Origin of the sequence: Fibrella forsythiae, from assembly GCF_017353175.1 — a bacterium.
Classification (GTDB): domain Bacteria; phylum Bacteroidota; class Bacteroidia; order Cytophagales; family Spirosomataceae; genus Fibrella; species Fibrella forsythiae.
This window is the reverse complement of record NZ_JAFMYW010000007.1, coordinates 291196-313971: the sequence shown is the minus strand read 5'-3', so window position 1 is coordinate 313971 and position 22776 is coordinate 291196. Positions and strand designations below refer to the sequence as shown.

The following is a 22776-nucleotide window of genomic DNA, read 5'->3' as shown; positions in this document are numbered from 1 at the left end:
CCGATGAGCCTGATGATCCTGTCGGGAAGTCTTTTCGTCAGGATCTGTCTTGAGCAAACACCTTGATTTCTGGCTAAAAAGCTGTACTTTTGCACCCGATTTCACGACAGTTCTTTTTCATCCCGGTAGTTTCAGAAGGATTTAGGCGGCTCTATGTTAAGCAGGCGATTACTCCGTATTAAGGTCATGCAGACGCTATATGCGCTCCGGCAGGCCATTCAGTCCAATAAGCAACTCGCCCTCGACGGCATCAGCGACCAATTTCAACCCGACCTGAATTCAATGAAGCCGCAGAACAGGCGGCAACTTGAAGGCTACCGGAAACTGGCAGCACTTCTTTTCGAAGATGCGCTGAAAGCAGGTCAGTCCGCTCAGGACGATGATGCACCCAAATCCGTTCTCGATGCCGCCAATTCGGCCCTGGTGTATTACCAGAACCGTTACCGGAAAGACCAGCAGTTTCTGGCGGGCCGTTTGCTCGAAGCGGTAAAAGATATCTACAGCGATTACCTCCGCATTCTGCAACTACTGGTCGAGTATGGCCATATGTCTCGCCTTGACAGCGAACGCATGTTTCCTGACCCGGACGCTACGCCGTTCATCTACGAATCGGATCTAAGCCAGAATGTGGTAATTCGGGCATTGGCTAGCCATCAACCGCTGCAGACCGAACTGGTGCGCCGGGGCATTACCTGGGCCGACGATCTGGCGTTTGTCCGGAAAACGTACCGGGAGGTATTGAAAACCGACGACATCGTTATTGCGTACTGTCTCAAGCACGATCACACGCCCGATGAAGACCAGCAACTGGTTCAGCATTTACTTCGGCAACTGGTATTCGCCAGAGATCCCAAATTTGATCCGAACGCGGAACGTACCCCGCAGCAGCAGGCTGAACTTGATGCCGCTACGAAACGATTGGTGATTCGGGATTATCTGTCGGAGATTGATCTGGCCTGGGCCGAAAACAGCGAAGTTGTTCGGGGTATGGCCATCCGTACTCTGAAATCAACGCAGGCAATGTCTGGCCTGACCCTGGAAAAACTGACCGACGATTGGGAAGCTGATGAGCAGTTTTTGAACGAACTCTTCACCAACGCCATGACGAATGATGGACAGTATGAACAACTCCTTGGCGACCAGTTAAAAAACTGGGAGGTTGATCGGGTGGCTATACTGGATCTTATTATCATGAAACTGGCTGTCTGCGAAATGCTTACCTTTCCGGGTATTCCCGTTAAAGTAACAATTAACGAATACATCGACATGGCAAAGGCATACAGCACACCCAAAAGCGGTACCTTTGTCAACGGAATTTTAGATAACTTGTCGGCCAAATTAACCGCCGATGGCACACTTCGTAAGAGTGGCCGTGGTTTGATCGATAACAAATAAGAAAGGTAGTGCAGCCGCAGAAAACCGTTCATTCGGCCAACGTACCTGCGCTACGTACTGACAACCAACGACTAACGTAATGAGCAGATCAGGACGTGATTTGGCGTTTTTCCTGACAGGAATTGCCACAGGAACCATTCTGGGTCTTTTATATGCCCCCGAAAAAGGAGAAGTTACCCGCGACCGGCTGTCATACCGGCTATCGAAATACCGGGAGCAGTTGGAGCAATTGCTAAACGAGTTGATGCATTCAGCAGAGTTGCCCGAGAACTTCCAGAAATCGGAAGGACAGCGTGTGGTGAACGACGCCCGCGAGAAAGCGGAGCGTCTTCTGGAAGATGTTGACCGGTTAATGGCTCAAATCAAACAGCAGGGCGCGTAAGCGGCAAAAACCATGACACATTCATTCAGTTGGATTGGCCTGCTGGCAGCAGTACTGATTGGCCTGCTGGGGCAGAGTAGCTGCAGTAATCGGCGCGATGGTAATGGGCAGCCGGTTGGCGAACAGAACGCCATTTCGGGTAAAGCAGCCAGGATCGAATTTCTTGAGAAAGGGATTCATGATTTCGGGCAACTGACCGAGGGCGACACCGTTGAATACCTGTATAAGTTTGTTAACAAAGGGGAGTTGCCACTGGTAATCAATAACATCACGGCTTCCTGTGGGTGCACAACCCCCGAATGGCCCCGTGAGCCGGTTGCACCGGGAGAAGAATCGGGCGTTAAGGTCCGGTTCAACAGCCGGGGCAAACAGGGTGAGCAGCATAAAACGGTAACAGTTTATGCCAACACTGAGCCTTCTACAACGGATATCGAATTCAAGGTCATGGTAAACCCCAAACCTGAATCGGCCAAAACAGCTAATTAAGCGTATCATTCCACCGGCCCGTTGCCGCCCATCCGGGTAGTAACGGGTTTTTCTTCCCTAAAACAATGCACACAGTATTGGCACAAGCCACCAGCCAGCTTCCTCAGAGTATATTCACGTTTGCTCTGTGGGGTGGCGTTCTGGCAGTCATGTATTTCTTCATGATTCGGCCGCAGCAGAAAAAAGCGAAAGACCAGAAAAACTTCGTCAGTAGCATGAAGAAAGGCGATTCGGTTGTAACGATTGGCGGCCTGCATGGCAAAATTGCGTCGGTCGATGCAACGACCGTCACGCTTGAGGTCGACCGAGGCACGAAGCTCACCTTCGAGAAATCGGCTATCTCTCGCGAAGCAACCGTGAAGCCGGAAACAGAAAAGGCCTAAGCTACCTGTTCGTTTATGAACACTGAGGCAAACGTACCCAAACAACCGTTTCATCCGGGGAAATGGTTGTTCTGCTTTATCGGAGCAGGCTTATTCTGGATCATGAACGCCCTGAACAAAGAGGGCTATTCATTGAACGTGGAATATCCGGTTCACTTTCAATTTAATGAGTCGGAGTTTATTCCAACAACGGCTTTACCAAGAACCGTTCGGGTGAATGTGTCGGGCGATGGTTGGGACCTGCTTCGGCTATCGTGGTTACCGTTTCGCACTGAGCCAGTCAACTATGAAGTCAATAACCCGCTGAGGGCTTCGATTATCAACACCTCGGCCATGACAGCCGCCCTCTCTGATCAGGTGAAGAGCCTGAAAGTGAACTATGTGGTAGCCGACACGCTGGAGATGAGCTTCGATCACCGGATCACAAAAACGATCCGCCTGATTCCCGACAGCACCCACATCGATATGCTACCTCCCTTTGTAGTGTCGAGCGTAATTAACCTTACACCTTCTACGATTACGGTTCAGGGACCCGCCCGGTTATTGAAAGGGTTCAGTGACACCATGCTCGTCAAAATTCCGGGCCGGCGGATTGCGGCAAATTACGACGAAGAACTGCCGCTCAACGCTTACAAACACCCGCTGGTGCAACGAAGTGCCGAGAAGGTATTTGTCAGTTTTGAAGTAGGCGAACTGCTGTCACCGCTTCCAGCAGCTACTAAATCAGGAAATCGTTGATGGCTGAAATGACCGCTTACGTAAAAAGTCGCCTCCGGCACCGGAGGCGACTTTTTACGTTTAAAAGCAACGTACCTGAGCTATCGGGTAAACCTCGACCTGATGAGGCCTTGCTTTTTCAGGCTAACATATAGGCCAAGATTCTCGGGATACAGATCACCTTTATCGTACGCGACTGTTGTGCTGAGCAACGTTCCACCCAGCCAGTTGAGTTGAGACACGAGCCCGACAAAACCAGAGAATTGTGTGGCTGTGAAGGGCACATCATACGTACCTGCATTCTGGCTGTACGAAAACTTGCCAATAAACCCTACGCGTGGGGCGAGCGTCCCGGCCAGGCCAATATGATACATGTGTATACGGTTATTGTTGGTGAAGAACGCCGCGGGAAATCGGGCGGCCAGATCCGTTGACGGGGCAATGAAGGGAGTGCCAATGGTACGACCAAATGATGACCAGCCATCGCGGTACTGTCCGTGGTTGAAATAATTATCGCGGCCACGTTTACTGCCCTCTTCATTTTCAAAGGTATCGCCACCCTGACTAAACGTATTCAGGAATTCAAACACCACTTTGTTGAGCCGTAGTCTGCGGTGAGTCGGGCGTTTATTCTGGATGCGGAGTCCATTTAAACCATCTTCAATGTTGCTCAGGTAGAACAACGACCCGTCTTCGTAAATACTCTGGCGGTAGAGCAGCACATCAAACGCACGGGTACGAATCGTCATGCCCAGATCAACGGTGCCCAGGTGGTTGCCAATACGATTTCCCGAATCAAACGGGCTGTACTTGGTTGAATCCAGGGTACGGTTGCCAAGACTATTGCCCAGTACAACATCTATGTAGTCATGAAAGCTGGCCGGGAGCTGACTGTTTCTGATAAACTGGCCGGGCAACGTCTCGTTATTACCGCCCCATTGCACCTGGTGATTCATGCCGCCGTAGAGCCAGACTTTCCACGAAGGCTTACCCAACCGCAGGTAAAGTGCTTTCTGGTGGAGCATAGACCCTTTGATAAACCGTTCATACTCAAACCAGCCCTGGGCAAAAAAAGCATTTATCGAAAGAAAGCTGCCGAGTGGTCGCCAGCCGTTGGTGCCTAGCTGGATTTTTAGGGGCGGTAGGGCATTACCCGACCAGATATACGAGCCAGATGAGACCGTTGAATCAACCAGACCAACGATCTCACGGCGTCGGCCAGCATACAACTCCACCCCGCGATAGGCCACCTTTGCGTATGCCTCAGGAAAAATAATCGCTACGTCCCGATTCATATTCGCGCTGTTCAGGACCGCGTCAACGCCCCACCCCCAGTCGACCCGCCGCCGAACAGCCCGGAGACTATCCAGCTTGGTGATGGGTTTGCCGTAATAATCGACCCGGATACCGCCGCGCAGGGTCGTAATCGGATCGAACTGGTTGCCGTTACTTCTGGGCACGATGCCATATTGATTGGCCCGTTGCCAGAAAGGAATCTCTCCCTGAACGGGTAAATAACTGCCCAGTTCAAGCTGATAACCAACAGGTTTGCGGGTTTGGCCTGCTACTGTGAGGCTACAGAAAGCAAGCAGGATCAGAAGCCGCATGAATACGTTTGTTTGCAAGAGAATGTGATGGTATATGATCAATGACCAGGAAACTGAATGTCGATTTATTGATCAGTATACGGTTGTAGCGTGCCAGTTTTCAGAGTTGACTAAACGTACCTGCTTCATGGCCGGGTGCTCATCAAAATAGAATGTCGTCACAAAAGTTAGGCCAGAAGTTCCGTAAAACAGACTAGTGAGCTACTGGTAGTGATCAACGTGCTAATCCGTTCACGAAATGGCAAGGCCTGGCCCATTACCTTTCAATAAACGGAGTTGAGACGAAGTCCCAAAAAGTATGTACCGGCCCTCAAATTGTCGGAACACCATCAATATTGCCCTACCTTTGCAGACATAACAGATCGTCAGTCTGACGCTGTCTATCACCCGGAGGGCTATACCCGCTCCGGATGAAAGAAGGCATCTGCAACACACACAAAGTGGCCGATAACCGCCAGTGTGGGGATAAAAGTGGAGAAATAACCGCATGGTCGACTGATAAAAATCTGATAAATAGATAGTTAGTACTAAAAAAGTAACGTTCTGCACAAATGGAACAACCCAATAACGACGAGCTCCTGCGAATCATTGATTTGCTGAATACAACGTATGAAGGCGAAGAAGCCTGGCATGGTCCTTCTGTGGCCGAGGTCATGCGCGACGTGACGCCCGAAATGGCTAGCCTGCGGATCTCGCCCAACACACACTCAATTGCCGAACTGTTATTTCACATGACTAGCTGGCGCATCTTCTGCGTGAAAAAAATGCAGGGTGATGGGGAGTTCGATATTCTGACGCCCGAAAAGAACTTTGGTCAACTTCCCGAGAAGATCGACGATTTTGAGTGGGAAGCCCTTCAGATGGAATTAAGCCTCAGTCAGGAAGAATTGATCAATGAACTCGATAAACGCGATGAAGACGATTTCCTGGAAGAAATTGTTCCAGGGCGCGATTATACCTACTATGACCTGCTGCATGGGATCATCAATCACGATATCTATCACGCAGGCCAGGTAATGATTCTCAAAAAAGCCCTCACCTTTAAAGCGGCAGGAGTTACCCGTTTCCGTGATTCTGACGATGACTTCGGCTCATCCTACGACCGCGAAGATTACTACTAGAATGTTGGGCGCCAGAAGATTAGCTATCGAACAGGCTACAATCCGGTATCTAACCTCTGGCATCCATAAACTCAATACAGCTTGCCAACTCAACTGCACCGAACTGATTCTGCTTCGCTTGCCGCTCCATCACTGTATACGCTGCCATTCTGGCTGCTCTGTTTGAGCAACTTCCTCTTCTCGGCCAGCTTTTCGATGATGATTCCCGAACTGCCCGAGTACCTCACTACCCTGGGCGGACGCGAATACATCGGTCTGATCATTGCCCTGTTCACCCTGACAGCTGGCATTTCACGTCCGTTTAGCGGTAAGATAACGGATACTGTCGGCCGGGTTCCGGTAATGGCGTTCGGGTCAATTGTCTGTTTCCTTTGCGGATTGCTTTACCCATTCTTGATTACCGTTGCCGGCTTCTTAACCCTCCGCCTGGTTCACGGCTTTTCAACCGGCACTAAACCAACGGCAACATCGGCCTACGTGGCCGACGTCGTACCGGCCGACCGCCGGGGCGAGGCCATGGGAGCACTGGGTTTATTTACCGCAACGGGTATGTCGCTCGGGCCGGTGATTGGCAGTTTTCTGGTGAATAATGCCAGCATGAACGTTATGTTCTATACTTCGTCGGGCTTCGCCCTGATGTCGATCGGTATTCTGCTCCGGTTGCCCGAAACATTGGAGAATCGCCAGCCTTTTCGATTGAGTCTGTTTAAGTTACGCTCAGACGAATGGTTTGATATGGGGGTTTTACCACCTTTTTTCGTGCAGCTACTCAATTCGTTTGCGTCGGGCGTTGTTATCATTCTGGCCCCGGCGCTAAGCCAGTCAGTAGGTGTAGCCAATAAAGGCTGGTTCTTTGCTGTCTATACGCTGGCGTCGTTGGTGGTTCGGCTGTTGTTTTCTAAATCGTCGGACCGCTACGGTCGAATCCCGGTGATGATTGTAGCCACGGTAGTACTGGCCGTTTCACTGGTGATGCTGGCCGTGACTAATTCTGTTGCCTTATTCTACAGCTCGGCCATTGTATACGGCATGGCATGGGGAATGAATTCACCCACCTTGCAGGCCTGGGCGGTTGATCTGAGCGACGAGGCCACTCGAGGCCGGGCCATGGCTACCCTGTACATTGCGCTTGAACTGGGCATCGGACTGGGCGCATTGGCGGCAGGCTGGTTCTTTACCAACATGGCTGCTCAGGCCCTCGTTGCAGCGTTTGGTATTGCTGCTGGCCTTGCAGTAGTAGGGGTGGGGTACCTATTGATCGTAAGAAATCGTTTAAAGCCCGCCCGAACCTCTGATTTGGTATAACGGCCGACGCTCGCTCTGGTATATGATTCGTATTTTTCAGCAGGATGAAACGGCCGTTCGTAAAATTCGGGACATCGACTCGTTTCAGGATACCGAACGTACCCTGTGGGTGGATCTCCAGAATCCTACGCCCGATGAAATCAGGAGTGTAGAAGACAAATTCGACGTTAGTTTTCAGTCGCAACAGGAACAGTCTGAGATCGAGAGTAGCTCGCGCTACATTGAGGAAGATGACCTGCTGGTAGCCAACTCAAACTTCCTGATTCCTGCCCGCGATCAGGAATACAGGACGGTGCCGGTCAACTTCCTGCTGAAAGACGATGTCTTGTTCACCTACCGCTTCGCCGATCTGAAAACCTTTGCCGATATGGTGAAGAAAATCAAGTCGAAGCGAACGACGTTTAAAGACGGTGGCCAGATCATGATCGCCATCTTTGAATCGCGCATTGATTACGACGCCGATCTGGTCGAATCGCTGTCGTCGCGGGTGAAAGCCATTAACAAGCAACTTGATCTGGATGCGAAACTGGATCGGGAAATGTTGCTGCAAATCAATGATTACCAGGAGTTGACTATGTCTATTCGTGAGAACGTGGTTGATAAACAGCGTGTTATATCGGCCATGATTCGGTCTGACGGCTGGTTTACGTCGGAAGAGCAGGCCCGGTTACGCATCGTCATCAAGGATATCAACTCGCTGATCGATCACACGAATTTCATTTTCGAACGGCTCGAATTCCTGCAGAACACCTTTCTTGGTCTGGTGAATCTGGAGCAGAATAACATCATCAAGATCTTCACCGTATTGTCGCTGGTGCTGCTGCCGCCAACACTTATTGCCAGTATCTACGGGATGAACTTCGCCGACATGCCCGAACTGAGTTGGCGCTTCGGCTACCTGTTTGCGCTGGGGCTGATGGCGGTTTCGTCGGGTCTTACCTACTATTTCTTCAAGAAGAAAAACTGGTTGTAGACGCCAACACGATCGGTGTTCCCTTTACCCGAACGGCATCGTATACAGGCGCGTCAGTTATGAATAGTCGCTCTGTACTCATTTACGTGCATAAAATAGTGCCATGTGTTTGCTTCCGGGCGAACACCATCGATGATATAATTTGAGAATCGGGTCAGGACGTAATCGGTTGGCGTTATATTGTTTGTCTGAATTACCTGTACCGGCAGGTGGTCTTTTGTGCGTATATAAAGACTGTAAATGATTGATCGTTGGGTAGTCAGGCTGGTCAGACTACCCAGGTTGCCAATCGTCTTACTGGGCAAGGTGAAGCGGACTAACTGACAGGGATCAGAACCGACCAGCGTGTCACGCAGGGTTTTAGCCACTGTCTCATCCGCTATAATCGCCGCCAGCGCTGTCCTGAGCGAGACGGGCGAGTTGACAAAGAACGAAAAGGAGGCAAAGTCGTTGCGCTTCGGCTGTTTCTGTACATCCATGGTCTTTTCCTTTTTGTTCAGCATAAAATAGACAGCCCCATCATACACCTGCTTATAGGTATCACTATCGAGCTGAAAGCCAAAACCCAGCTCATTTTTGGGAGCCTGGAAGTCAATGAACGTGGTCCCCGACAGCTCATTTCTATAGCTTTCTGAAACGTAATTCACATCCCGATAATAGGTGTAACTGACGTGCCGGATTGCCTGTAGTCTGGTCAGCACAAGGCGTAGTACATCTGTTGCTTTCTGAGAAGTACCAGCCTGTCCGTAGGCGAAGTGGCCGCTGATAGTTAACAGGCTGATCAGGCAGAATGAGATAATCTTTTTCATGAGTGACGAGAAGCGAACAAGCGTTGAAGGCACACTAAAGACGTACCGTTTCCTGCTATTGATGCATTCCTGGCTGTTATTTCTCCATTTTTTTACAGTAGCTCCGACCGTAGGAACGTCCATCGGTAAACCTCCCGATTAATGCGCAGGCTCACTGCCAATTCGCTCTTTCAGTTCCTTAAGGCGAGTGCGCTGGATCACAAACTCTGTTTTGTTGTCGGTGAGGCGAAGGATGTATTTATCGTTTTCCCAGAATGAGAAGTTCTTTAGGTACGCCAGATTAAGCAGCACCGACCGGTTGATCCGAAAAAACTGTGCCGGGTTCAGTTCGGCTTCCAGTTCGCTCAACGTTTTCCGAAGTTGATAGGTACGTCCGGTGGTGTAGGCCATGTAGCTTTTGTTTTCAACCTCAACATACCAGATACCGGCCACTGGTATCCGTGTTTCGCCCTCCGCATCGCTGGCATCGATATGAGTAGGGTAGGCGGGGGTAACCAGGCCTGTCAACGTACCTGTAGGCGATTGGTTGCGCAGCCGGTTGAGTTGCTGTTGCTGATACGCATTGTAGTCGAGGAAAAGGTTGATGTTGACGAATCCATACCCCACAATCAGAAAGGGAAGCAGGTAATTGGCGTACATGCGCCCGGTGAAAAAATACTCCGGGAAATAGGCTGTCCACTCATAATTAGGGTAAAACAGAACCAGGTAGCGGAGCGTGTTGGTAATGGGTCCGAACACAAGGATACTTACCAGAAACAACGGTAAAAAGAGGAGCTCATACCGTACAACTGCGCCCAATGAGGGTTCCAGGTTATGAAGTTTTAGCACGTCGACATACCAGAGTGTCAGCCTGACGAAGATCAGGACGGATACCAGTTCAAACAGGTAGTAGTAGCCGAACAGCATCTTCAGGTAATGCCACACGTTGCCCTGTCGGAGCGGTTCAAAATCGCTGCCTTCGGTACGCTGCAGGGTCATCAGCTGATACAACAGGATACCAACCAGTGTGAGCAGCAGAAAAGGCTTCCATTGCAGTCGGGTACGGAAGTTGAGCGGGATGGAGGGCACATCGGTCATTGATCAAAGGTAAAAACCGGGCCGTATTTCAGGCAAGAATTAAGGCATTTCGCGCCAATTGAGCGATCTGTCAGCCTTATCTGGGCCGATAAAGCCCGTATCTGACTCCAGAGCAGTTGCCAGCTCAAGGTCCGCAGACGAGGTTTGCATCGTTGGTCACAGACAGACCGACCCTGAAAACAGTAACGCCATGACGCTCCTGAAATTCACACTCCTCGCGCTTCTAGCCTATTGCCTCACTATTTTTTTAGCTCACGCCCAGACAATACCCGCCGTTAGTCGTGCCCGTTTGTCAGGGCGTGTGCAACGTAGCGATGGAACACCACTCGCCTTCGTCAACATCGGTATTCCGGGTACCGCAGTAGGTACCGTTTCGGACGAGCAGGGCCGCTACTCGCTGGTGCTGAAACCAGAAACCAACCCAGCCGACTCGGTCCGGTTCAGTATGCTGGGCTACGGGTCGGGTACGTACACCGTAGCCGTACTTCAAAGCGAAATAGCCAACAACGTACCGGTGGTGCTGACCGAAATGGCACAGCAACTGGCCGAGGTGCGGGTACTGGCCTCGGCCGGCAAGGCCGTCGGATCGAGCAAGATCGACACCAGGATGAAGAACAATATGCTGATCGGGTCAGAGCCTGATCAGAACCTTGGGTCAGAAGTTGGCCGCCGGTTCAATCTGCCCGGCAAACCTGCGGTACTGACCGAGTATCGGGCCTACGTAAAAAGCAATTTCAAGTCGGTAACGCTACGGGTAAATATCTATGAAGCCAATAACATGCGACCACTGCTGACCCGCAACGTATATGTAACGCTACCTGAAAAGCATAACGACTGGATCACCGTTGACCTGGCTCCGTATAACATCGTTGCCAGCGGCGATGTGGTGGCCAGTTTGCAATGGGTGAGGAGCGAGGGGAAGGGAACGTACCTGGCTTTACCTCTGCAAATGCCCGTCTTCGCCACACACCTGTACAAATATGGTAGTCAGAATAACTGGAAGAAATTCCGGGGAATGACCACACCCATGACGCTGGCCTACTCGACCGTTGGTGCTGATCAGCTGCCACAGCCGGAGTCTGTCACGCTAAGCCGGTAAACCCGACGCATCATCCTGAAGCGTCCCCGAATCTTAATCAACGTACATCGTATGAAAAAGCCATTGCTCATCACACTTACCATTCTGGGCGTAACCCTGTTTGGTTACCTCAGTCGAAATGCCATTATGAAAGCGCTCGGTTTCGGCTCGCCCGGTACGTTTTCGCTGCTTGGGTTAACGGCTTACCGGTTTGTCTGGAACATACTCATTCCTGCCCTTACCATTGCGGCACTTCACAAACCACGCCGGGTGCTGGCTGAGTTGGGTTGGCAGGCTAATCCGCTGAAAGGGCTGATGATCGGGCTGCTTTTTACAATGCCCATGTTAATCGGTTTTTCCCTTTTCCTTACCCCTGTTGATGCTCCGGCGGAAAAAATGCTTCTCGATGTCTACAAAAATTCGTTCTGGGCCGCACTAGCCGAAGAAACAGTTTTTCGGGCGTTTCTTTTCGGGCAGTTATTCCGGCACGGGCGCTGGCCATTCTGGGTAGCTGTAGGAGCACAGGCTATACTGTTTGGCGTCGGTCATCTGTATCAGGCGCATAATGGCGTACAGGCCGCTGGCGTATTTGCGGTCACTTTTGCCGGGGCACTCTGGTTTGCCTGGCTATGGCTGACCTGGCAAAGCCTTTGGGTGCCAATCGCCGTTCATATGCTGATGAACGCCTGGTGGGGGCTATTCGCCGTAGCTGACTCGACCCTGGGCGGGTGGATGGCTAATGCGTGCCGGGTGGCCACTATCGCACTGTCGATCTGGTTCACCCTGCGCATGCTGAAACGGGAAGGCCGGACAGCCAGGGTGTGGAATCAGGAGGTTAAACAGACGGCGGGCTTACCTGCAACGTCAGCACTCGCGCTGTAACGAGTAGTTGCCCCACATGCCGCATTGAATGTTCAGCCGCGTGAAACAACAGGCCGCCCACCGTAGAGGGCAGGCCAGCCCGGCCCACCGGCCGGAAATCAGGTAACGTACCTGGGTCAACCTGACTCAGGTACGTTACCGAACGATCTGTCTGCCTTCGTAGCTGATCTAATAGTTCGTCAACCGATGGCTGGCCGCTGACTGGATTGCCTTCCTGCTGTAGAAAAGCAAACTGCGCTTCGGTCAACGGTAGGTGCTGTGCGTAAGTCAGCATTCGGTCCTGAACACCCGCTATATGCTGAAGATGAAACCCCACCGAGGCCAGCCCGGCGGGACTTTCCCAGAGCAACGTACCTGGAAAATCGATCAGGGCCGTTTCGGCGTCAAGGCAGGCTTGCATGAGCGCATGTGCGGCAGGTTGCAGCAAGGCAGGTATGTTCGGTAGAGGCCCTCGGAGCCAGATTTCAGGTTGCTTCATCGTGACTGGATAATGTTTAACGTTTGCGCACAAACGTTAAACTTTTACCGTATACAAGCCGTTTCCTAAGTATATGGAAACGCTAGAAAAAATCCGTAAGGCGTACACTGAGTTCGTCCTTGAAAACGGCAAACAACCCACCTCCGTCTTCCAGTTCGCCAAGAAGCTAAAACTATCTGAAGCTGAATTCTACGACTACTACGCCTCTTTCGACGCGATTGAAGCCGATGTCTGGCTGACTTTCTTCACCGACGCTAAACGGGCAATAGAAGCCGACGCAACCTACCAGGCGTATTCGGTCAGGGAGAAACTGCTGGCCTTCTACTATACCTGGGTCGAGATGTTGAAAGCTCAGCGCAGTTTTGCGGTGTACAGCTTCAGCAGGCTCAACCCGGCTGGTCGGCGGGGCGTGGCCGATGACATGGCCAGTATGTCGCCGATTGGAAAGGCAGGCATGTTGGGTCGCCGTACTAACGGCAACTCGCAGGTGCTGATGCCGTTTAAAGAAGCATTCTACGATTTTGCCCGCGATCTGCTGGCCGAAGGCCGCGAAAGTCGCGAGGTGGAACCCCGCCCATTTCTGACAGATCGCTACCCGAATGCCTTATGGACACAAACGTTATTTATCCTCGATTTCTGGGTACGTGATGTCAGTAAATCGTTTGAAAAAACGGATACAGCCATCGAAAAATCAGTCAATACGGCATTCGACCTCATTGGCCGATCACCGCTGGATACGCTATTTGATTTTGCCAAGTTCGCGTATCAGAATAGATAAAGCGTGAAAACATGACTGAGTGAACGCGCACTTGTGCCAGGTAACGTACCTGATCGTTAGTCACTCATTCGGCCTTTCACCCATTCCGTTTTTCACTTTATGAAAACCCAAAATTCAGTTCCGACCAGTAAAGTTGCCCGTGCCAGCCAGTTTGTGAAAGCTGGCGTAAAAGTGGGCGGCAACTACATTAAGCACTATTCTAAGCGGCTTGTCGACCCGACAATGACGAAAGACGAACTGCATAGTGATAATGCCGCCGATATCTACGATGCACTCAGCGAACTGAAAGGCTCGGCGCTTAAAATGGCGCAGATGCTGAGTATGGACCGGGGTATACTGCCCACGGCCTACAGCGACAAGTTTGCTATGTCGCAGTACTCGGCTCCGCCGCTGTCTGGGCCGTTGGTTGTGAAAACGTTTCGGACACTGTTTGGTAAATCACCGAATGAACTGTACGATAAATTCGATATCAACTCGGTCAACGCCGCCAGTATCGGACAGGTGCACTCGGCCTGGAAATGGGGGAATAAGCTGGCCGTCAAGGTGCAGTATCCCGGTGTAGCCGACAGCGTAACGTCAGACCTGCGCATTGCCAAACCATTGGCCGTTCGGTTGCTGAATCTCGATGAACGCCAGATCGATCGGTTCATGGGTGAAGTGGAAAGCAAACTGCTGGAAGAAACAGATTATGATCTGGAGTTGCGGCGGTCGGTTGAAATATCAGAAGCCTGCTCGCACATCGACGGGCTTGTGTTTCCGAAATACTACCCCGAACTGTCGAGCAAGCGCGTGTTGACGATGGACTGGCTCGATGGGCTGCACCTGAAAGAATTCCTGGCGACCAACCCGACGCAGGAAGCGCGTAACCGGATTGGGCAACTGCTGTGGGATTTCTACGACCACCAGATTCACAACCTCCGTCAGGTTCACGCCGACCCGCACCCCGGTAATTTTCTGATGCGCCCGGACGGCACGATGGGCGTCATCGATTTCGGTTGCGTAAAGGTGATTCCCGACTATTACTACGACAACTACTTCCAGTTGATCAACCCCGACACGCTGAAAGACGAGGTCCTGACGCAGCAGATTTTTGAAAACCTGGAATTTCTGGTGCCCCAGGACTCGAAAAGCGACCGGAAGTTTTTCTCCGAGCTGTTCATGCAGATGATCGACATGCTGGGCGAGCCCTTCGCCGTCGACTCCTTTGATTTTGGCAATGACGAGTACTTCACCAAGGTCTACGATTTTGCTGATAAGTTATCTAAAATGGAAGAGCTCCGCTCGTCGAAAGTAGTACGCGGCTCGCAGGATGGGTTGTACGTCAACCGTACCTATTATGGCCTGTACGCCATGCTGAATGAACTAAAAGCCGTGGTGGTTACCAATAAGCCTGAGTGGTTGAAACCGAAGGAAGTAGCTACCCTCTAGCAAACGATATGGCTGATAAAAGCGCCGCTGATTCACGAATCAGCGGCGTTCTGTATTTAAGGACTATCTGATACGCTGTACCAAAACGGGCTGGCATGCTGTGGGTACGCAGCCAAACTCGTAAGCCCCCATATCAACTCGCCCGTTTTGAATACGTATCTGACCCGCCAAATCGAAGGTAGGTAGACCAACTGTACTCGGATCGCCAGTGTTAATCGCTGGGCTGTTTGGTTGTAGCTGGAAATTACCGTCAACAGTATTGACGAAAAGAGGGTCAGTGTCAATGTTGTTACTTCCTGTAAACAATTGTTTGTTAATCGATTGAATAACTGAATTTGTCACTGTCGGATAATTTGCGCGTATAGAGCTATCTGGTAAGCTTTGACCGTCGTTGTAATTAGATGCGTAAAGATCCTGTTTGAACACAAGAGAGTCTGGGGAGAAGTTCTTCCATAATATACAATTCTTTAAAACTAATTTATTTTTAAAAGGAACATTATAATATAATTGTGATAGTGTATTAAAAAAGGCGCTTCCAGAAAATAATGCTGAATTCTCGGAAAATGTACAGTTAATAAAGGCTTGATCTGTAAGACTATTTGCAGAAGTGCTATAAACAGCTCCTCCTCTAGCAGATTTATTCTTTGCAAAAATACAATTTATGAAAGTTGAAAAACTGCCAGACCCATCAATTGCTCCTCCAGATTCTGATGCACTATTATTTTCAAATACACAATCACTTACAATACATGTATTGCCTGAATAAATAGCTCCTGCGGTATAAAGTGAAGAATTATTATAAAACTTACATTTTTGTATTAATACATTATCTCCTCTACCCCCAACTGCTCCGTTAAAGAATGCACCAGCTCGAGCAAAACATCTGTTTGAGTTAAATACACAATTATCTACTATAAAGACGTTGTTGGGGTTAACTTCCGATACAAATCTGTAAATAGCTCCACCATTTGCAGAACTATTTTCCACGAAAGTGCAACTTGTAATACTAAGTTTACAATGGCCATTATAATAAGCTCTTAAGCCAATTGCCCCTCCATCTCCTATACCTGAATCATTTATATTACTAATAAATTTACAATTTGCGACTTTTAGAATTAGATTAGATAACGTAACATTTATACTTATTCCGGAACCCATAATTCCAGATATTCCACCTGGTTGTGTATAATCAGTTTCGCCGACACCTATGTAGCCATTTCTGATAACTATATCGCTAATTAGCACTTCTTGCTGTGCATCACCTATTCTGATTATTCTTTGGGTATTATCTTTTATATATCCTTCAATTCCAATATCACCTGAGAGTATAGTTTCAGCGTTTCCTGCCAATCGCTCTTTCAGTGTGTGTTCTGTGCCTAAAAAACCACCATACACCGACACCCCCGACGCAATGCTGAACGAAGCCGTTCTGTCTGTTGTAGTAGTCGGTTTATACGTACCGGCGGCTACCCAGAATTGGGTGCCGGGGGAAGCGGTGGCAACTCTTCCCGCCAGCAACGTACCTGACAAGGCGTTCGTCCACGATGTGCCTGATGCATTGCCTGCTCCTTTCTGAGTAACATAAACGATTGGTTGAGCCAGGGCAGGTAGGGTGAAAAAGAAAAATAGAAGTCGTAACAAGTTTGGCATGGTAGAAAATTACGGGGTAATCAGGCTCATTTTATGTCACAAAATTTGTACCGTCCGTTACTTTACTCCATGCTTTGCGGTATGTTTACCCGCTTGGGATGCCTGTATGCGGCTCATCTGTATCTTTACGAAGCATAGCATTGCCCAACTAACTAACTTTTCTGTTCCTGTTATTTCCAGGGCATGTCCGAAATACGCGTAAATACGTAGATTGAACCTCTTTGCGTTACCCTTTAACCATAAACTCCCCGATATGAGACATTCGGCTGCCTTGACTATTGCCCTACTGCTGACCATGGTCAGCGCTACTTTTGCCCAAAAAGCCCCCAAAGGCTGGGTAAGCCTGTTCGATGGCAAAACACTTAATGGCTGGAAAGCGGCTGAAAATCCAGGTACGTTCAGTGTAGAGGACGGTGCAATTGTCGTGGCTGGACCAAGAGCACACCTCTTTTATGAAGGGCCTGTAAATGATCATAACTTCAAGAACTTTGAGTGGAAAGCACAGGTGAAAACAATGCCCGGTTCAAACTCAGGTATGTTCATTCACACGGCCTATCAGGAGACGGGCTGGCCCAGCAAAGGCTACGAGATTCAGGTGAACCAGACGCATACTGATTGGCGCAAAACAGGTAGCGTCTACGGCAAGCAGGATGTAAAGGAAACCTTCGTTAAAGACGATGAATGGTATACCGAGCAGATCATCGTGAAAGGCAATCAGGTAACTATCCTGATCAACGATAAGGTGATCAACTCCTACACCGAACCCGAGAGCATCAGCCAGGGAACGGGCACGCAGAAGTTAAGCAGCGGCACGATTGCGTTGCAGGGCCACGACCCCAAAAGCAAAGTCTATTTCAAAGACATTCAGGTACGTGTTTTGCCCGATTAATCCGTACTGCCCACTACCCACCAACCTATGAAACCCCGTTTCGACGATATTTTTATGGAACTGGCCGTTAATCTGGCCAAGCGGTCACACTGCATTAAAGCGCAGGTCGGGGCCGTGCTGACCAAGGAAACGCGCATTATTTCCATCGGCTATAACGGCCCGCCCGCCGGTACGCACAACTGCGACGAAGAGTTTCCTGAAGTTGGCTGTCCCCGCGACTCAAAGGGGTCGTGTTCGCTGGCCCTTCATGCCGAACAGAACGCCATTTTGTATGCGGCAAAAAACGGGTCGGCCATTGAAGGAGCAACGATATACGTCACGCTGTCGCCCTGTATTGCCTGCGCCCGAATCATCTTTAGCATGAAGATCAGTCGGGTCGTTTATCTGCACTCGTATGCCGAGTACAAAGGCATCGGCTCTGATGAGGGCGTCGACTTTCTGACCAAGTTTGGCGTCGATGTGGAGCGGTATATTCCTACGGCGGGCTTCCTGCTACAGGAACAATCGCAGCCCATTCAAACGCCGCTTGTCGGCGAGCGGGTAGCATGAATTTACTTGCTCACGCCTGGCTGTCGGGCCGAAACGACGATTACCTGATCGGGAATTTCATTGGTGACTTCATAAAAGGCGACCCGACTCATCCACGGCATGGGCTGTTGCCGGGTGAGGTGGGTGGCATTCGTATTCACCGGGCCATAGACGCATTTACCGATGCACATGCCGAAGTGCTGGCGGTATGCAACATACTGCATCCGCGTTGCCATAAGTACGCCGGCGTGGCTGTTGATGTGTTTTTTGACCATTTCCTGGCTACGCAGTTCAAGGAACTCACCGGCGATAACCTGGACGAATTTGTTGGGTACGTGTATCAATCGTTGCGCGAACGCGCTGACCGTCTGCCACCCCGCGCCGCTCGAATGGCGCATTACATGATGGAGCAAGACTGGCTACGGCATTACCAGACTACGGCAGGCATCGACCGAGCTCTGTCAGGATTGGCGCGACGTACCCAGTTTCCGTCTGGCCTCGACACTGCCGTTGACGATCTGGTGCTTCATTACGATGCCATTAACCTGCATTTCCTGCGATTTTGGCCTCAGTTGGCCGCACATATCCGGCAAACGATTGCTAGCCTTACTTGATGCGGCTGTCGAATCGAAAAGGTTCGATACGGTCGATCCTGATTTGGGTGAAATCCGAGTGCTGGGGATTTAATAAGAAGTTGAACTCGGCCGGTACTATGGCCGATGGCACGCGCAAAATGGCCGATTGGCGCGCATTCAGCCAGGTATCGCCCAGTTGCTGACATCGGCCATACTGTTCATAATCGTCCCAGTTTTTGGGTAGTGAGTCAAGCTCGATTGTTACGATGGGAAGTGTATCAGGTACGTTGATGCAGATGGTTCGGAAATCGGCCTGAAGGCCGCGTCCGGTTCGGTGAACAACGTTTTCGAGGCAGGCTAATGCCCGGGATGATGCCGTGTAGATCATGAAACGATCGGCTGAATTCCAGCGGGCGGCCCGTCCCGACGCTACTAAACTGTCGGCCCATTTCGCCAGGGTGATTCGGTAAATCTCCATCTACACCAATACCCTAAGCTAACGCCCCGAATTCAATCCGGGCGAGTTCATCGTCGATGAGATCAATACCGCCCGACGTTTGCATTAAGTCGAAAGGTCGCTGATTACCAAGGCCATAGGCCGGCACGTCGAGCCAGCTTCTAAACTCGGCAATACTTCCGAAAATGGATTCGCCATGTTGGAACAGCGCCATCATTTTCAAGGCCAGTTCGCCCGCTACCGGACTCAGCTTGCGGTTGGTTTCCTTGTACCGAAGCAGCGTTTTGAGCGAGGTATCGAATAAAGAAGCCATCTCTTCACGCTTGTAGCCAGTCAACTCGGCCAGATCAAAAAACAGGACCGAATCGACGCCGCGCCGCGACGACAATACAATCGTGATCTTATCCCGAATGAGCGACTCATAGCGCCCGAATGCTGACTTTCTCATCGCTGACCTAGTTGCTATTCATTGACAACGCGAATCTACGGAAGTTTGTCTCAAAAAAAGAGACAAAATACACTGCTCTTGCCGGTGGTATCGTTCCCGGCAACGATTGCGTAAAAAAAAGGCAACCGTTTCTTGAATAAGTGATGATTGAAGGGTCAATTTATCAATCAGTTTGTGGCGTGTGTGCAACTGGCCTCCCGTTGAGTGGGCAATCGAATAGCCTTTACTTCCCAACAATACCATGAAAAAACGCGTAGCAATTGCGCTAGTAGTCATAGCGTCGGCCTTTCGGCTGGCGCCAGAGAGCCGCCCTGAATTACCGAAGGTAGCGACTACTAAATTCAGGAGAGATACCTTGCCGATCAGCCGGTTTGGCGCAGTTGCTGACGGGCTTACGCCGAACACAACTGCCTTAATCAGGGCAATTGATCAGTGTAGTAAAGCCGGAGGGGGTGTTGTTCTGGTGCCGCGTGGTCTCTGGCTGACCGGCCCAATCACGTTGAAGAATAACGTCAATCTACATTTGGCCAAAGGCGCGTTGCTACAATTCACAAGCCAGCGCGACGCCTATCCGCTGGTGGCAACAACCTGGGAAGGGGAAGAGGCCATTCGGAACCAGGCACCTATTTCGGGCGTCGACCTGGAAAATATTGCCATCACGGGTGAGGGTATTCTGGATGGAGCCGGCGATGCCTGGCGGATGGTCAAGAAAAGTAAACTCACATCTGACCAGTGGAAAAAACTGGTTGCCTCGGGTGGGGTTGTCAATGATAAACAGGATACCTGGTATCCGTCGGCGCAGTCGTTGAAAGGGGCATCCATGAGTATCAAAGGCGGTCAGGATAAAGCCTATTACGAGGCTATCAAGGACTTTCTACGGCCGAATATGTTCAGCCTGACGCGCTGCAAACGTATTTTGCTCGAGGGTGTAACGTTCCAGAATTCGCCAGCCTGGTGTCTGCACCCGTTGCTTTGCCAGGATATTACGTTACGCAACGTAACGGTAAAAAATCCTTGGTATGCCCAGAATGGCGATGGCCTTGACCTGGAGTCGTGTAAAAACGGACTGGTCGAAAATTGTCTGTTCGACGTGGGCGATGATGGCATCTGTATCAAATCAGGCCGGGACGAGCAAGGGCGGAAGCGGGGTGTGCCAACCGAAAACATCATTGTCAGAAATTGCAAGGTCTACCATGCCCATGGTGGCTTTGTTATCGGCAGCGAAATGTCGGGCGGGGTTAAGAACCTGTTCGTTTCCAACTGCACCTTCATGGGCACCGACGTTGGGCTACGGTTTAAAACGGCACGGGGGCGAGGCGGTGTTGTGGAGAACATCTTTATCGACGGCATCGACATGACTGATATTGCCGGCGAAGCTATTCTGTTCGATATGTACTACGCTGCTAAAGATCCGGTGCCGCAGCATGGCGAATCAAATGAACTGCCTGAAATTCCAGCCCAGCCGTTGTCAGCGGGAACGCCTCAGTTCCGCTCGTTCGAGATTCGGAACGTGACCTGCAAAGGCGCCGAAACGGGCATCATGATTCGTGGGCTTCCCGAAATGGCCGTGCGCGATATTTTGATCGAAAACGCCGTACTACAGAGCCGGAAAGGGTTAATTTGTATCGAAGCCGAACGAATCAAACTGAAAAACGTCGCGCTGATTACGCCTGCTAAAACGGTGATGCAGATTCAGAACAGCCGCAACCTGACGTTCGATACTATCCGCTACAACGATGGCGCTGATCTGCTGATGCATATTTCCGGCGACCGATCAAACACTATTAAACTATTGAATACAGACAAGGCTAAGGCGAAAAAGGTAGTAGAAACCACCGCCGGTGTGCCCACGAACGCGCTGACGATTGGTTAGTTGGTTAATTGGTTGGTTGGTTGACTGGTTGGTTGGTTGACTGGTTAATTGGTTAGTTGGTTGACTGGTTGTAAGCTAATCGCGCGTTGGTGATGAACCAATCAACCAATCAACCAATTAACCAACCAACCAACCAGTCAACCAATCAACCAGTCAACCAACCAACCAGTCAACCAACCAAACTCCGCTGCGATGATTCGCGGATGACCATGCGGGTGGGTATGCGGATGATGCCTGGCTGCGGAATCTTCTGTTTCCCTTCGATCATATTGAACAACTGTTCGGCGGCTAACTGGCCAATTTCCAGGGCCGGTTGTTCAACCGTACTCATCGACGGCGACAACAGATTGGCAACGGTGATGTTGGTGAAACCAATCAACGAAACGGTTTCGGGAATGGCAATATTGCGTTTTTTGAGCGCTTCCAGACAACCCAGCGCCAGCCGGTCACTGGCGGCGAAAAACGCGTCGGGCGATTGCCGGAGCAGATCATCGACTATCGGCTCTACTTCATCCTGACCAAAACCAGCGTATCTGACCAGCGATTCATCGTAGGGAATACCGTATTTGTCAAGAGCCGCCCGGTATCCTGCCAGGCGTTCCTGGGTGATCGAAATGTAGGGGGGGATGGTCAGGTGGGCAATGCGCCGACGACCCGTTTGAATCAGGTGTTCCGTAGCTGCAAACGCGCCACCGAAATTATCGGCCGTGACACTGGGAGAATCCAATTCATTGGAGACCCGGTCGAAAAGAACGATGGGCAGTTTCTTCTCCTGTAGCTGGCAGAGGTGCGTCACGTCGGAGGTACTGCTGGAGAGGGAGATCAACAGCCCATCCGCCTTTCGGGCCACAGCCTGTTGCACTGTCAGAATCTCTCGCTCGAATGATTCGTGGGTCTGAAAAATAATAACGTGATAGCCTCGGCTATAGGCCACCGCTTCGATGCCATTGATGGTTTGAGAAAAGAAATTATTGGCAATTTGGGGCACAATCACACCGATTACGCGGCTGCGGTTTTCTTTTAAACTGAGCGCAATCGGGTTGGGGCGGTAGTTCAGCCGCTCCGCATACTCAATCACCAGCCGCTTGGTTTCAGCATTGATTTCGTAGCTATCCCGTAAGGCGCGTGAGACGGTCGACGTTGAGAGATTCAGCGCACGGGCAATATCTTTTATGGTAATAGTATCCAAGGGGGCGTATTGGTAAAGTACAAAAAAATGCTTGCTGACGAAGATAGGCCTAAATAAGGATTGGTAACAGACCAACTACTCAAATGTACCTTGTTTTCGGGCATGTCGCCAATCCGGTAACGTTCCCGATAACGTTTGCATGAATAAATTTCTCAATTAATTTCTATCTAAACTATTAACTGTCTAATCTTATTGAGTTGCCCGGGTACTTGTCGCTTTTAGTTTTACAAGCTATTTCTCCAAAAAAGACAATTTTTTGTGCATCTAT

24 protein-coding genes are annotated in these 22776 nt (G+C 50.4%); 16 read left to right on the top strand and 8 right to left on the bottom strand.

Annotated elements, in window-relative coordinates; all coding sequences use genetic code 11:
• Window positions 1-186: 186 nt before the first annotated feature.
• From nusB to J2I46_RS22335, 5 genes are all read left to right on the top strand, one after another.
• Window positions 187-1395, top strand: a complete 1209-nt coding sequence (gene nusB / locus J2I46_RS22355) for a transcription antitermination factor NusB (protein WP_207331285.1) — start codon at window positions 187-189, stop codon at window positions 1393-1395.
• 79 nt (window positions 1396-1474) lie between these two features.
• Window positions 1475-1777 (top strand): YtxH domain-containing protein, encoded by a 303-nt coding sequence (locus tag J2I46_RS22350; protein ID WP_207331284.1) that lies wholly within the window; start codon window positions 1475-1477, stop codon window positions 1775-1777.
• Window positions 1778-1789: 12 nt separating this feature from the next.
• Window positions 1790-2263 (top strand): DUF1573 domain-containing protein, encoded by a 474-nt coding sequence (locus J2I46_RS22345; RefSeq protein ID WP_207331283.1) that lies wholly within the window; start codon window positions 1790-1792, stop codon window positions 2261-2263.
• 65 nt (window positions 2264-2328) lie between these two features.
• The gene (gene yajC, locus J2I46_RS22340) at window positions 2329-2646 is read left to right on the top strand and encodes a preprotein translocase subunit YajC (RefSeq protein WP_207331282.1); all 318 of its coding nucleotides are present in this window, start codon (window positions 2329-2331) and stop codon (window positions 2644-2646) included.
• 15 nt (window positions 2647-2661) lie between these two features.
• Window positions 2662-3384 carry a YbbR-like domain-containing protein gene (locus tag J2I46_RS22335; RefSeq protein ID WP_207331281.1) on the top strand — a complete coding sequence of 241 codons (723 nt, stop codon included), beginning with the start codon at window positions 2662-2664 and terminating at the stop codon, window positions 3382-3384.
• An 80-nt stretch (window positions 3385-3464) separates the two neighbouring features.
• On the opposite strand, the gene J2I46_RS22330 is transcribed toward J2I46_RS22335, so the two are convergent.
• Window positions 3465-4970: a capsule assembly Wzi family protein gene (locus J2I46_RS22330; protein WP_207331280.1), complete on the bottom strand. Its 1506-nt coding sequence runs from the start codon at window positions 4968-4970 to the stop codon at window positions 3465-3467.
• Between the two features lie 551 nt (window positions 4971-5521).
• Here J2I46_RS22330 and J2I46_RS22325 point away from each other — a divergent pair.
• The 3 genes from J2I46_RS22325 (at window position 5522) to corA (ending at window position 8369) form a co-directional block, all read left to right on the top strand.
• The gene (locus tag J2I46_RS22325; RefSeq protein WP_207331279.1) at window positions 5522-6091 is read left to right on the top strand and encodes a DinB family protein; all 570 of its coding nucleotides are present in this window, start codon (window positions 5522-5524) and stop codon (window positions 6089-6091) included.
• An 81-nt stretch (window positions 6092-6172) separates the two neighbouring features.
• Window positions 6173-7396 (top strand): MFS transporter, encoded by a 1224-nt coding sequence (locus J2I46_RS22320; protein ID WP_229379890.1) that lies wholly within the window; start codon window positions 6173-6175, stop codon window positions 7394-7396.
• A gap of 22 nt (window positions 7397-7418) precedes the next feature.
• Complete coding sequence (gene corA / locus J2I46_RS22315) at window positions 7419-8369, top strand: magnesium/cobalt transporter CorA (RefSeq protein ID WP_207331278.1); 951 nt, start codon at window positions 7419-7421, stop codon at window positions 8367-8369.
• Window positions 8370-8422: 53 nt separating this feature from the next.
• On the opposite strand, the gene J2I46_RS22310 is transcribed toward corA, so the two are convergent.
• Both J2I46_RS22310 and J2I46_RS22305 read right to left on the bottom strand, forming a co-directional pair.
• Window positions 8423-9178, bottom strand: coding sequence for a hypothetical protein (locus tag J2I46_RS22310; RefSeq protein WP_207331277.1), 756 nt, complete (start codon window positions 9176-9178; stop codon window positions 8423-8425).
• A gap of 138 nt (window positions 9179-9316) precedes the next feature.
• On the bottom strand, window positions 9317-10255 hold the full coding sequence (locus J2I46_RS22305) for a LytTR family DNA-binding domain-containing protein (protein ID WP_207331276.1): 939 nt from the start codon (window positions 10253-10255) through the stop codon (window positions 9317-9319).
• A 190-nt stretch (window positions 10256-10445) separates the two neighbouring features.
• Here J2I46_RS22305 and J2I46_RS22300 point away from each other — a divergent pair, with 190 nt between their 5' ends.
• Entirely contained in the window at window positions 10446-11354 is a 909-nt protein-coding gene (locus J2I46_RS22300) for a carboxypeptidase-like regulatory domain-containing protein (RefSeq protein WP_207331275.1), read from the top strand.
• A 51-nt stretch (window positions 11355-11405) separates the two neighbouring features.
• Window positions 11406-12215: a CPBP family intramembrane glutamic endopeptidase gene (locus J2I46_RS22295; RefSeq protein WP_207331274.1), complete on the top strand. Its 810-nt coding sequence runs from the start codon at window positions 11406-11408 to the stop codon at window positions 12213-12215.
• Here the strand turns inward: J2I46_RS22295 and J2I46_RS22290 are convergent.
• Window positions 12169-12693: a DinB family protein gene (locus J2I46_RS22290; RefSeq protein WP_207331273.1), complete on the bottom strand. Its 525-nt coding sequence runs from the start codon at window positions 12691-12693 to the stop codon at window positions 12169-12171. The two genes, J2I46_RS22295 and J2I46_RS22290, sit on opposite strands and share 47 nt — an antisense overlap.
• 73 nt (window positions 12694-12766) lie before the next feature.
• On the opposite strand from J2I46_RS22290, the gene J2I46_RS22285 reads away from it, so the two are divergent.
• Window positions 12767-13471 carry a TetR/AcrR family transcriptional regulator gene (locus J2I46_RS22285; protein WP_207331272.1) on the top strand — a complete coding sequence of 235 codons (705 nt, stop codon included), beginning with the start codon at window positions 12767-12769 and terminating at the stop codon, window positions 13469-13471.
• 99 nt (window positions 13472-13570) lie between these two features.
• On the top strand, window positions 13571-14899 hold the full coding sequence (locus J2I46_RS22280; protein ID WP_207331271.1) for an ABC1 kinase family protein: 1329 nt from the start codon (window positions 13571-13573) through the stop codon (window positions 14897-14899).
• A gap of 63 nt (window positions 14900-14962) precedes the next feature.
• On the opposite strand, the gene J2I46_RS22275 is transcribed toward J2I46_RS22280, so the two are convergent.
• Entirely contained in the window at window positions 14963-16549 is a 1587-nt protein-coding gene (locus J2I46_RS22275; RefSeq protein ID WP_207331270.1) for a choice-of-anchor Q domain-containing protein, read from the bottom strand.
• 253 nt (window positions 16550-16802) lie between these two features.
• On the opposite strand from J2I46_RS22275, the gene J2I46_RS22270 reads away from it, so the two are divergent.
• The 3 genes from J2I46_RS22270 to J2I46_RS22260 are packed head-to-tail and all read left to right on the top strand — an operon-like array spanning window position 16803 to window position 18580.
• Entirely contained in the window at window positions 16803-17438 is a 636-nt protein-coding gene (locus J2I46_RS22270) for a 3-keto-disaccharide hydrolase (RefSeq protein ID WP_207331269.1), read from the top strand.
• A gap of 27 nt (window positions 17439-17465) precedes the next feature.
• On the top strand, window positions 17466-17987 hold the full coding sequence (locus tag J2I46_RS22265) for a deoxycytidylate deaminase (protein ID WP_229379889.1): 522 nt from the start codon (window positions 17466-17468) through the stop codon (window positions 17985-17987).
• Complete coding sequence (locus J2I46_RS22260) at window positions 17984-18580, top strand: acyl carrier protein phosphodiesterase (protein ID WP_207331268.1); 597 nt, start codon at window positions 17984-17986, stop codon at window positions 18578-18580. The genes J2I46_RS22265 and J2I46_RS22260 overlap by 4 nt, the downstream gene beginning before the upstream one ends.
• Here J2I46_RS22260 and J2I46_RS22255 read toward each other — a convergent pair.
• Both J2I46_RS22255 and J2I46_RS22250 read right to left on the bottom strand, forming a co-directional pair.
• Window positions 18573-19019 carry an RES family NAD+ phosphorylase gene (locus J2I46_RS22255; protein ID WP_207331267.1) on the bottom strand — a complete coding sequence of 149 codons (447 nt, stop codon included), beginning with the start codon at window positions 19017-19019 and terminating at the stop codon, window positions 18573-18575. The two genes, J2I46_RS22260 and J2I46_RS22255, sit on opposite strands and share 8 nt — an antisense overlap.
• Before the next feature lie 13 nt (window positions 19020-19032).
• On the bottom strand, window positions 19033-19446 hold the full coding sequence (locus tag J2I46_RS22250; protein WP_207331266.1) for an Xre family toxin-antitoxin system antitoxin: 414 nt from the start codon (window positions 19444-19446) through the stop codon (window positions 19033-19035).
• A gap of 241 nt (window positions 19447-19687) precedes the next feature.
• Between J2I46_RS22250 and J2I46_RS22245 the strand changes: the two genes are divergently transcribed.
• The gene (locus tag J2I46_RS22245; RefSeq protein WP_207331265.1) at window positions 19688-21319 is read left to right on the top strand and encodes a glycoside hydrolase family 28 protein; all 1632 of its coding nucleotides are present in this window, start codon (window positions 19688-19690) and stop codon (window positions 21317-21319) included.
• A 169-nt stretch (window positions 21320-21488) separates the two neighbouring features.
• Here the strand turns inward: J2I46_RS22245 and J2I46_RS22235 are convergent, their stop codons facing one another.
• A complete protein-coding gene (locus J2I46_RS22235) occupies window positions 21489-22508 on the bottom strand; it encodes a LacI family DNA-binding transcriptional regulator (RefSeq protein ID WP_207331264.1) in 1020 nt (339 codons plus the stop codon).
• Window positions 22509-22776 lie beyond the last annotated feature (268 nt).

What these genes read in the sequence shown, in the direction of transcription:
- nusB (WP_207331285.1), top strand. Translation starts at nt 187, where the DNA reads ATGCAGACGCTATATGCGCTCCGGCAGGCCATTCAGTCCAATAAGCAA.
- J2I46_RS22350 (WP_207331284.1), top strand. Translation starts at nt 1,475, where the DNA reads ATGAGCAGATCAGGACGTGATTTGGCGTTTTTCCTGACAGGAATTGCC.
- J2I46_RS22345 (WP_207331283.1), top strand. Translation starts at nt 1,790, where the DNA reads ATGACACATTCATTCAGTTGGATTGGCCTGCTGGCAGCAGTACTGATT.
- yajC (WP_207331282.1), top strand. Translation starts at nt 2,329, where the DNA reads ATGCACACAGTATTGGCACAAGCCACCAGCCAGCTTCCTCAGAGTATA.
- J2I46_RS22335 (WP_207331281.1), top strand. Translation starts at nt 2,662, where the DNA reads ATGAACACTGAGGCAAACGTACCCAAACAACCGTTTCATCCGGGGAAA.
- J2I46_RS22330 (WP_207331280.1), bottom strand. Translation starts at nt 4,970, where the DNA reads ATGCGGCTTCTGATCCTGCTTGCTTTCTGTAGCCTCACAGTAGCAGGC.
- J2I46_RS22325 (WP_207331279.1), top strand. Translation starts at nt 5,522, where the DNA reads ATGGAACAACCCAATAACGACGAGCTCCTGCGAATCATTGATTTGCTG.
- corA (WP_207331278.1), top strand. Translation starts at nt 7,419, where the DNA reads ATGATTCGTATTTTTCAGCAGGATGAAACGGCCGTTCGTAAAATTCGG.
- J2I46_RS22310 (WP_207331277.1), bottom strand. Translation starts at nt 9,178, where the DNA reads ATGAAAAAGATTATCTCATTCTGCCTGATCAGCCTGTTAACTATCAGC.
- J2I46_RS22305 (WP_207331276.1), bottom strand. Translation starts at nt 10,255, where the DNA reads ATGACCGATGTGCCCTCCATCCCGCTCAACTTCCGTACCCGACTGCAA.
- J2I46_RS22300 (WP_207331275.1), top strand. Translation starts at nt 10,446, where the DNA reads ATGACGCTCCTGAAATTCACACTCCTCGCGCTTCTAGCCTATTGCCTC.
- J2I46_RS22295 (WP_207331274.1), top strand. Translation starts at nt 11,406, where the DNA reads ATGAAAAAGCCATTGCTCATCACACTTACCATTCTGGGCGTAACCCTG.
- J2I46_RS22290 (WP_207331273.1), bottom strand. Translation starts at nt 12,693, where the DNA reads ATGAAGCAACCTGAAATCTGGCTCCGAGGGCCTCTACCGAACATACCT.
- J2I46_RS22285 (WP_207331272.1), top strand. Translation starts at nt 12,767, where the DNA reads ATGGAAACGCTAGAAAAAATCCGTAAGGCGTACACTGAGTTCGTCCTT.
- J2I46_RS22280 (WP_207331271.1), top strand. Translation starts at nt 13,571, where the DNA reads ATGAAAACCCAAAATTCAGTTCCGACCAGTAAAGTTGCCCGTGCCAGC.
- J2I46_RS22275 (WP_207331270.1), bottom strand. Translation starts at nt 16,549, where the DNA reads ATGCCAAACTTGTTACGACTTCTATTTTTCTTTTTCACCCTACCTGCC.
- J2I46_RS22270 (WP_207331269.1), top strand. Translation starts at nt 16,803, where the DNA reads ATGAGACATTCGGCTGCCTTGACTATTGCCCTACTGCTGACCATGGTC.
- J2I46_RS22265 (WP_229379889.1), top strand. Translation starts at nt 17,466, where the DNA reads ATGAAACCCCGTTTCGACGATATTTTTATGGAACTGGCCGTTAATCTG.
- J2I46_RS22260 (WP_207331268.1), top strand. Translation starts at nt 17,984, where the DNA reads ATGAATTTACTTGCTCACGCCTGGCTGTCGGGCCGAAACGACGATTAC.
- J2I46_RS22255 (WP_207331267.1), bottom strand. Translation starts at nt 19,019, where the DNA reads ATGGAGATTTACCGAATCACCCTGGCGAAATGGGCCGACAGTTTAGTA.
- J2I46_RS22250 (WP_207331266.1), bottom strand. Translation starts at nt 19,446, where the DNA reads ATGAGAAAGTCAGCATTCGGGCGCTATGAGTCGCTCATTCGGGATAAG.
- J2I46_RS22245 (WP_207331265.1), top strand. Translation starts at nt 19,688, where the DNA reads ATGAAAAAACGCGTAGCAATTGCGCTAGTAGTCATAGCGTCGGCCTTT.